Source organism: Streptococcus suis, from assembly GCF_002960445.1.
Classification (GTDB): domain Bacteria; phylum Bacillota; class Bacilli; order Lactobacillales; family Streptococcaceae; genus Streptococcus; species Streptococcus hyiners.
Genome location: NZ_POJD01000226.1, coordinates 1 through 540, shown reverse-complemented (window position 1 = coordinate 540; position 540 = coordinate 1). Strand labels below are relative to the sequence as shown.

Sequence of the window (540 nt, the reverse complement as noted above, 5' to 3'; positions counted from 1 at the left end):
TATTTCTTAATTGTGGCTTCATTAAGTCCAACCGTACTTACATAATATCCCTCTGCCCAGAAATGACGATTACCAAATTTGTATTTGAGATTGGCGTGTTTATCAAACATCATTAGAGCACTCTTACCTTTTAAATATCCCATAAAGCTTGATACACTTAATCGCGGAGGAATACTGACTAACATATGAACATGATCCGGCATCAGATGTCCTTCGATAATTTCTACGCCTTTATAAGTACACAAACGTCGGAATATTTCTCCCAAACTACTTCGATATTGATTATAGATGATTTTTCGTCTATACTTAGGTGTGAAGACAATGTGGTATTACACAGCCACTTTGTATGTGATAAACTATGTGCCTTTTGCGCCATATTTTTCTCCTTTCGCTTTACAATAGGCTTGAACACCTTTATTGTATCGCGTTTGGAGTTTTTTTGGTGTAACCTTCGTCGCGCACCCGCATAGCGGGTGGTTTATTTGTCACGCACCTTACGGAGCGTGACGGACTAAAAGTCACATAATTAAAAACTTGGAG

The 540-nt window shown here is 38.3% G+C and carries 1 pseudogene; it reads right to left on the bottom strand.

Annotated features, from left to right (window positions below):
* Positions 1-376 (bottom strand): annotated as a pseudogene (tnpA, locus tag C1G53_RS09050) (IS200/IS605-like element ISSsu4 family transposase); the annotation flags it as partial.
* Positions 377-540 lie beyond the last annotated feature (164 nt).